The organism is Parafrankia colletiae (assembly GCF_001854655.1).
Classification (GTDB): domain Bacteria; phylum Actinomycetota; class Actinomycetes; order Frankiales; family Frankiaceae; genus Parafrankia; species Parafrankia colletiae.
The window spans coordinates 1-7404 of the sequence record NZ_MBLM01000039.1; the positions used below are offsets into that span (position 1 = coordinate 1).

The 7404-nt window shown below is 63.5% G+C and carries 7 protein-coding genes and 1 pseudogene; all 8 read right to left on the bottom strand.

Going from position 1 to position 7404, the window contains the following annotated elements:
* Positions 1–107 precede the first annotated feature (107 nt).
* On the bottom strand, positions 108–782 hold the full coding sequence (locus tag CC117_RS38730) for an IS630 family transposase (protein WP_321572587.1): 675 nt from the start codon (positions 780–782) through the stop codon (positions 108–110).
* A gap of 82 nt (positions 783–864) precedes the next feature.
* Positions 865–1248, bottom strand: a pseudogene (locus tag CC117_RS40050) (helix-turn-helix domain-containing protein); the annotation flags it as partial.
* Between the two features lie 83 nt (positions 1249–1331).
* On the bottom strand, positions 1332–1853 hold the full coding sequence (locus tag CC117_RS06730; protein WP_131803023.1) for a cupin domain-containing protein: 522 nt from the start codon (positions 1851–1853) through the stop codon (positions 1332–1334).
* A 47-nt stretch (positions 1854–1900) separates the two neighbouring features.
* Positions 1901–2992 (bottom strand): zinc-dependent alcohol dehydrogenase, encoded by a 1092-nt coding sequence (locus CC117_RS06735; protein ID WP_198541756.1) that lies wholly within the window; start codon positions 2990–2992, stop codon positions 1901–1903.
* Positions 2993–3097: 105 nt separating this feature from the next.
* The gene (locus CC117_RS06740; protein ID WP_071082893.1) at positions 3098–3997 is read right to left on the bottom strand and encodes an isocitrate lyase/PEP mutase family protein; all 900 of its coding nucleotides are present in this window, start codon (positions 3995–3997) and stop codon (positions 3098–3100) included.
* 57 nt (positions 3998–4054) lie between these two features.
* Positions 4055–4870: an enoyl-CoA hydratase/isomerase family protein gene (locus tag CC117_RS06745; RefSeq protein WP_157905362.1), complete on the bottom strand. Its 816-nt coding sequence runs from the start codon at positions 4868–4870 to the stop codon at positions 4055–4057.
* Positions 4863–6479 carry an AMP-binding protein gene (locus CC117_RS06750; RefSeq protein WP_157905363.1) on the bottom strand — a complete coding sequence of 539 codons (1617 nt, stop codon included), beginning with the start codon at positions 6477–6479 and terminating at the stop codon, positions 4863–4865. Before CC117_RS06750 ends, CC117_RS06745 begins: the two co-directional genes overlap by 8 nt.
* A 154-nt stretch (positions 6480–6633) precedes the next feature.
* Positions 6634–7404, bottom strand: a 771-nt coding sequence (locus tag CC117_RS06755) for an acetoacetate decarboxylase family protein (RefSeq protein ID WP_198541757.1), incomplete at its 5' end; no start/stop codon positions are given.

Sequence of the window (7404 nt, forward strand, 5' to 3'; positions counted from 1 at the left end):
TCCGCCGCTACATCATCTGGCGGAACAACCACGCCCAAGATCAGAAACTCAAGCGGGTCGTGGAGCGGGCAAACGTAGCCTGATGCGGCACTAGTAGATCRTCGCCTCTAATATTCGGGGTAGAGGTGGCGGAGTTTGGTGCGGGCGTCGCTGGCGGTGAAGTGCCAGGTGACCTGCCGCTGGTGGGTGTTGACCGCGTTCTGCCAGGCGGTGAGTTCGGTGTTCAGGGTGTTGAGGTCGACGATGCGGCGGTCGAGGCACTGGCGGGTCAGGGCGGAGAGCTCGATCTCCGCGATGTTGAGCCAGGAGCCGTGCCGGGGTGTGTGGTGGATCTCGAGTCGTTGGGCCAGCGCGAACGCCTTGGCTGGCTCGAAGGCCTCGTACAGCGAGCCGAGGGAGTGGATGTTGAGGTTGTCCAGGACGAGGATGACCTTCTCGGCGTCGGGATACTCGCTGGTCAGGAGCCGGTCGACCTCGTGGGCCCAGTCCACCCGGGTCCGCCGCGTGCGGGCGTTCACCCAGCGACGGCCGGCGAGCGGCTCGACCCAGACGAAGATCGAGCAGGTTCCCCCGCGGACATACTCGGAGTCCACCTTGAGGTCGTGGCCGGGGGTGGCCGGGACCGGGTCGCGGGCGTGGGCCAGGAGCTGGTAGGGCTTCTCGTCCATACACACCACCGGCACGGCCGGGTCGTGGGCGCGGGCGTAGACCGCGAGGACGTCTTCCATCCGGGCGACGAACTCGCCGTTCGCTCGGGGCGGGATGGTCCAGCATTTCCTCAGATGAGGACGAAGCGCCGTTTTTTAAGACCCGCCCGATCGTCGAGTGATCCATGTTCGGGATGTCCTCGACGAGCGAGACCTGGCGTTCCAGCAGCCGAAGCGACCAGCGGGCATGCCCCTGGGGCGGGGCCGAGCATGCCAGTGCGATCAGCCGGGCCTCGACCTCGCCGGTGATCTTCGGTTCGACGGGTGGAGTCAGCCGCTTCCGGCGCTGGATCGTCGCCGCGATGTCACCACCACGCTCGGCATAGGCCCTGGCCACGTTGGTGATCGTGTCGGGATCGACCCCGACCCGTTCGGCGATCTCCCGGCGGCCGRCCGGCTCGCCCTGACTCTCGTCGAGCTCCAGCAGGATCCGTGACCGGCGGACCTCCTGCGCCGGGTGCGCCCCGGTCCGCACGACCCTCGTCAGCCACTCACGCTCATCGGCGCTCAGCACCACCGGTGGTAACCCCGACGTCGACACGACACATCCTCACGGCAGCGGGAAGGAGGACCATCATCACCGATCCACCGCGTATCCGTCGAATCTTAAGAGGCGACGATCTACTAGGCCTCGGGGGCGGCCGTCGGAGGCGCCGCGATGGTGATACTCAGGTAGACGCAATCCTCGTCGTAGGGGTTGTCCCATGCGTGCGGGGCCCCGGTGACGACCAAAAGGTCGCCCGTTTCCAGGGTGCGGCGCTGGTTTCCCGGCAGGACGAAATCAATCCTGCCCGAAAGGATGACTTCGTAGTCGATTGAGTTGGTGGCGTGCATCTCCGCGTCATCGTGCGCGCCACTCGCCTGTACGTCCAAGTACTCCGAGAGATTCTTCCTCGTGTTCRCTCCTGCGGCGATGCGGACGACGGCCAGAGCAGACCCGCTGTCGGTGGCTGGGCCTGGCGACGTGGCGGGTCCGCCGACGGACGACGGGACCGAATGAGGGCCCGCGACGCGCCAGAAGTACGCCGAGCCGCCGATGCCTGGGATAGTGCGGGTAACCGGTGGTACATCGTCGAGGAACACAGACGCACCACTTTCGTCCAGCCCCGCCGCGACCATGCGATAGCTTCCTGGTTCCAGTTCCAACGGTTCTCCTTGGCCTGATTCGTGGGAGGTACGGCCCGAAAGCCTGGTCAGACGCCCGTAGGCGTGATGACGACGTTGACTGYCTTTTCCGTGGTGTTCTCGCCGGAGAGCACATCGATCGCCGTCCCGAGCTTGTCGAACCCGTAGACGTGAGTGCGCAGCTTTTCAACGGGATATCTTCCGGATGCGATGAGGTCTATCGCGCGCTGGAATGAGTCGTTGCTCTGGCCGACCCAGCCCTGGAGCCGGATGCGCTTCATCAGCAGGCGATCGATCGGGAACCCGTCGAGGTTGCGGTTCTTAATACCGATCGCCACGATCGTGCCGGCCCGACTAACAACTTCGACGGCGTCGAGCAGGGGCTGGGTGGCGTTTGGTGTGGTGTCGATGACCACGTTGAAGCCCTTACCGCCCGTCAGCTCGTTTGCCCGGTCGACGAGATTTTCCCTCTCCACGTTGATTACCGCGTCTGCACCGAGCTCCAAGGCGAGGTCGAGTTTGAACGAGTCGCGGTCGAGGCCAGTGAGAACAACTTGGTCAGCCCCTGCATGGCGGATCGCGAAGATCGCCGCCAGGCCGCGTTGGCCAGGGCCGAGGATGAGAACCTTGTCGCCGGGCTGAATGCCGCCCCGGACGACGGCCCACTCGTATCCGCCCGAGATGGGATTCCAGAGCGTGGCGTCCAGCGCGCTGATCCCGTCCGGCACCTTGTAGAGGATGCCGTTCGGTGGGATGTAGACATGTGTGGCGTATCCACCCCAAAGGGCCGGCGCGACTTCGGTCGGCACCGCGCCGTAGCGCAGCCGGACGCGGGTGCCGTTACATCCCTGCTGGTCGCCGCGCAGGCATGCTGTGCACATCCCGCAGACAACAAACGGGTTGACCGCAACGCGGTCACCGACGTCGAACGGGTCGCGTGGCTTGGTCTTCGATCCCATGTCCTCAATGACACCGACGATCTCGTGCCCGAGGATGCGCTGTCTTCCATCCCAGTACGAGTCGATCCCTTCGTATGCGTCGATGTCAGATGCGCACAGCCCGTTCGCCTCGACGCGTACCAAAACCGCACCTTCGGCAAGAACTGGAAGGTCGAAATCTTGCAGCTCACACTTCCTCGGGGCAACCTGTACGAGCCCCACTGCGTTACTCATTCACACATCTCCTCGTGCACTCGATGTCGGACGTCTCCACTGTGTCCACAAAACTGGAAACCTCGCTGGCGTTCGTGTGAGGCACGCTTTCGGTCATAGGTCGGGCGGGATGAACCGCTCTTCGCGCTTGATGAAACTGTCAAGATCGAGCACCTCGGTCGCGAGCTGGTGCCCCATCTTGATGTCACTCGGATTCTTGTCGAAGTACGGCGTGGGCGTTCCCTCCGAGAGGATGCTCCGGTACAGGCGACCGATCGCAGTGACGGCTGCCTCCAGCGCCTCGCCGGCAAGGATGATCAGGCTGTAGCCGGCCTCTATCAGGTCTTCGGCCCGATAGCCTTGGGGGATCTTCTTGTTCGACCAGCACACCGGGCCTTCGATCGAGGCGGCCAGTTCCGCGTGCTTCTTCATCTGCTCGTCCGGCGACATGGTTTCGAGGGGAACGCCATCAGCCCTGATCATCACCGGCATGGCGAGGTCAGCGCCGGCGGCCAGGTAGAGATTGGCGCGGGTGACCATCTCGTCGAATGATTCGCCCGCGTCGTCGGTGCGGCCGATGATGACGAAGTCGCTGGTTCGCCGGGCGTCGACTGCCGCCTCGACTCGAAGGACCGCCTCGTCGCGACCCACCCTTCGAGTGGCGGCGATGCTCGCACACCGCTTCGGGCTTGTTTGGTCCTCCAGGTGTACGGCCGAGACGCCCGTCGCCTCCAGCGTGCGCACCGTGCGCCAGATGTTGTTGATCCCTCCGAAGCCGGTATCGATATCGACGACAACGGGAAGGTCGGTGGCGGCAATGATTCTGGAGGCCTGAGACGCGACTTCGGTAATGGTCATCAGCCCCAGATCAGGTGTACCGATCTGCATCGCTTCCAAGGCGTACCCCGACTGGTACAGACAGTCGAATCCAGCCTGCTTCGCGAGAAGCGCTGTACCGGCATCCCAAACTCCAGGGGCCACAACTCCCTCGGCGAGCATGTCTTTGAAGCTCATCGGTTGAACCTCCTTCAACGATTCTCGAGTTGGTGCGCACTCATTCGCCATCAAGCCCTATCTAGACTCGGTCACGGCAGCCGCTGGCGACTCGGCGAAGATGCGCTTATACACCGGGTCTCGCCTAGCCGCCCGCAGTTCCTCGGCGCGCTTCTCCTCAGGCGTGGCCATGCGATCGATCAGGCCGTACTCGACAGCCATGACCGCGTCCGGTGCCTGACCGAGGGTATGGCGGAACACCAGCTTGGCCGTCCGCGTCGCGTACGAGGGCATCTGAGAAACCTCCTCGGCGAGCACCACGGCCGTCTCGACCGCACTCGCCTGCGCTGACGCGAGAGTGACCAGCCCCAACCGCTCACCTTCGGTGGCGGAGATGGAGCGACCGCTCAGCACCAGCGTCATGGCTGCGGACGCGCCAATCACTGCCTGTAGCCGGCTCAGCCCCCCGGCGCCGGGCAGCGCACCGAACTTGATCTCGGGTAGCCCCAGCTTGGCTCCGGTCTCAGCGATGCGAATGTCGCACGCCAGTGCCAGTTCGAGACCACCGCCGAGGGCGGTGCCATTGATGGCAGCGATCACTGGGACCTTCATCGCAGCGAGACCATCCACCGCCCGTCTGCCGAGATCTTGCCAGCCGGGGATGTCTCGTTCAGGGTCGCGCAGATCTGCTCCGGCACAGAAGTGCCGTCCCGTCCCTGTCACCACCAGCGCGCGCACCTCCGGGTCACGCCGGAGAAGTTGGAGACAGTCGAAGAGCTCGCGGCTGAGCTGCGCGCTGATCGTGTTGGCAACACTGGGCCGGTTAAGCGTCAGGAGCGCTACCCCGCTGTCGCGTCGTTCGACCCTGAGAGTCTCGAAGTCTGCTTCAGGCACGAGATGAACCTGTCTGGTCGGCAGAATTCCCCATCAGTTGATGCCCCGTCCTTAGATCTGGCCAGAAGCGTTTCCGGATCGCTGGCTTGTCGACCTTGCCGAGCGCAGTGAGCGGTAAGGCTTCCACCCACTCCACCGATTTCGGTGTGTTGATAGGCCCCTTCTTGTTGCGGATGAACTTGATGAGTGCGGCCTCATCAATCTCATGGCCGGGATCGCGAACGACGAGAGCATGCACTGCTTCGCCCCACTTGCTGTCCGGGATCCCGACGACCGCTGCCTGCCGAACCGCAGGATGGGACACGAGCGCGTTCTCGACCTCTCTCGGATAGACGTTGTAACCCCCGGAGACGATCATCTCCTTCGCGCGGTCCACGAGTGTCACGTAGCCGTGCTCATCCTGATACCCCACATCTCCGGTGTGCAGCCATCCGTCATGCAGCACCTCCGCGGTGAGCTCTGGCTGGTTCCAATAGCCGAGCATGATGGTCGATCCACGAAGGCAGATCTCTCCTGTGACGCCGACACCGACGGGTTCGTCCTGCGGGTCGCGGACGGATACCTCGATCCCTGCCGGAGGTCGCCCAGTGGGAATCTGCCCACTCTCGCCGGCCGCCACGTGGTCTGCCTTCGACAGCACGAGCGAACCGACACCACTCTCCGTCTGCCCATAACCCTGCGTCAGCACGTTCCCGAATCGCGCTTGAGCTTCACGAAGGCGCTCAGGGTCGATCGGCGCTGCGCCGTACACCACCGTGGACAAGCTGGAGATATCACGCTCCGCGATGGCCGGGTGGTCCAAGAGCGTGTAGATCATCGTCGGCACGACGAAAGTGACGCTGACGCGCTCTCGCTCGATGACCTGTAGGAACTCGCCGGCGTCGAATTTGTCGAGCAGTACGACTCGACCACCCAGAGCTAACGTGGGACCGATCAGTTGCCCAGCGGCGTGCGTGATCGCTGAAGCCAGCAGCAGAGTCGGCGTGGGCGGCCATTCCCAGTTGGCTTGTGCCAGAAGCGCCACGAACAGCGATGATGCTTGGGTCTGGACAACACCCTTGCTTCGGCCAGTTGTGCCGCCGGTATAGAAGATTGACGAGATCATTTCCGGACTCGCCAGCGACTCGTCAGTCTCAGCCGCGCGGGACGCCAGTTCGAGCAGATCTTCGCCTACTGGCCCGGGACCGAGCGAGAATACTTGCTGGGGCGAGGCCGCGATGGCCAGTTTCTCACCGTGTTGCGCATAGCCCCGCGGATCGTACACAAACGTGTGAGCCTGGCTATCCCCCAGCACGAACGTCTGATCGTCGAGGGACGCCATTCCGTGCAGACCTGTATGCCGGGCGCCCGCGAGTTGCGCCGCCACCTRCAACAGGAAGGCCTCCGGTCTGTTTCCCGAGAGAACGGCGACGCCCGTGCCGGGAAGCAACCCGCGATCGCGAAGCACAGATGACATGCGGTAAACGAGCGCCAGGGCGTCGTAGCCGGTAATACGCGTGTCGCCATGCGAGAACGCAACGCGATCGCCGCACCGGCGAAGACCCTGGAGGCAATAGCCAACATACGTAGACCCCGGAACAGGCCGTTCGTCGGCGAGGTCGACTAGCATCAGACCCACCGTCTCGGCGCCATGTGGCATCGCATTCTTGGTCCACCTTTCAGAGTATCAGCGTCCCGGCGCTTCGCGACCCGGAGACCGACCGGTCCACGCGAGCAGCGACGGCTCTGCCACCACTCTTCGGCGCGACTTCCATGAGTCACGGTCACTTCAGTAGATCGTCGATCTCGAAGTAAGCACCCAGACTGCCGTCGATGGTTCCGCCGAAGGTGAACTGGAAGGCATCTCGCGGCTCCAGACACTCCAGACGGGCGACCGGGTGCGTCTCCAGGTACTCCAGATGAACGGTGCCCGTGCCCCGCTTCAGATTCGACACCACGTCGGGGTTGCTGAAGCCGCCTGCGGCGCGACCGATCACCTTCCTGACGTCATACCCGGAGAAATTGCAGTTCGGGATCTCCTTTACAAACAACCAGTAGTCCGTCGCCGCCGGCGAAGGTAGATCCGACGCCTCAATTGACTCCGTCGTGTGCATGTCCATGGTCACGACACGCACACCTCGCACCTCGCAGGTGGCATGAAGCTGATCACCCGTGCCACCAAGCCTGACGTTGCCAATGTGCTTCATCCAGCCCGAGGTCTCCCTGAATCCGACCACAGAGCCCTCGGCACCCTCTGTCTTGTCGCCATTCATCGTGTCCATCATGAACCAGATAGGGGTAGCGCCCCGGTACGTCTTCCCCTCGTTGCTCGTGTACTGGCACGGCAAGAAGAACCCGATCTCGACGTAGTTGCTGTACTTCCCATCGAACATGCGCATGTTGCGGTTGTGCCCAAGTGCAACTGTCGCTATGGGTTCTGCGTCCGGGATCGGCTCTAGCGGATAGGGCAGCGCCGCACGCAACGCCTCGGGATGCGTGAGGTAGTTGAGCATGTAAAACGTCTCGTCGAAGGCCGGCGCAGTCCAAGGACTCGG

Excerpts from the sequence above, each read along its gene's own strand:
- CC117_RS06740 (WP_071082893.1), bottom strand. The coding sequence starts at position 3,997 with ATGAGCTTCAAAGACATGCTCGCCGAGGGAGTTGTGGCCCCTGGAGTT.